Source organism: Roseovarius sp. TE539, assembly GCF_003298505.1.
In the GTDB taxonomy this organism is placed as follows: Bacteria; Pseudomonadota; Alphaproteobacteria; order Rhodobacterales; family Rhodobacteraceae; genus Roseovarius.
Genome location: NZ_QNGB01000082.1, coordinates 1 through 579, shown reverse-complemented (window position 1 = coordinate 579; position 579 = coordinate 1). Strand labels below are relative to the sequence as shown.

At 59.4% G+C, this 579-nt stretch carries 1 protein-coding gene and 1 tRNA gene; one reads left to right on the top strand and one right to left on the bottom strand.

Annotation, left to right across the window (positions count from 1 at the left end; genetic code table 11):
• Positions 1 to 255 precede the first annotated feature (255 nt).
• Positions 256 to 339: transfer RNA gene (locus DQW77_RS17975), tRNA-Leu, on the top strand.
• A gap of 142 nt (positions 340 to 481) precedes the next feature.
• Here the strand turns inward: DQW77_RS17975 and DQW77_RS17970 are convergent.
• Positions 482 to 579, bottom strand: a 98-nt coding sequence (locus tag DQW77_RS17970; RefSeq protein ID WP_147094966.1) for a transposase domain-containing protein, incomplete at its 5' end; no start/stop codon positions are given.

Sequence of the window (579 nt, the reverse complement as noted above, 5' to 3'; positions counted from 1 at the left end):
CGTCGCTTGGCTGTGAAGCTTGATCAGCATGCCGATCTCCCGTCTCGCACCTCGTTCAAAACAGATCGTGCCATGAAAAGCGCGGATCGACGAGGGGCTATGTGATCATCCGGGACGGAACACATAGCTTCGACTCGCCGCCATCGAGCGGTCGCTGCAGCAGAAGATCGACGAGGATGGTCGTGGGACTGTCTTTGGGGGTATGACGTACCGCGCTTGACTGGCGGGCTGCCCTGCCATACGAGCGTCGTTGCTGCGGGTGTGGTGGAACGGTAGACACAGTGGCTTTAGGTGCCACCGCCGCAAGGCGTGGGGGTTCAAATCCCTCCACCCGCACCATGTTGATATAAAAGCGCTTTTTTGGGCAAGCCGTCGATCGCGCTTTGTCGAGTTGAGTGCAAGTTTCGCACACGGCTCCGCTCATACCGGTTCTGATCCTGTTGTGTTGAACTGTAAGCGCCAGCTGGCCCCCACGGGCTTTTCAGCTTGACGGCTGGAAGTTCCAGGGGAGCATGTCGTCGATGCGGTTCTGGGGGTGTCCGCGGGCGATCACCTCGAGGGTGGCCTTGAGATAGGCGA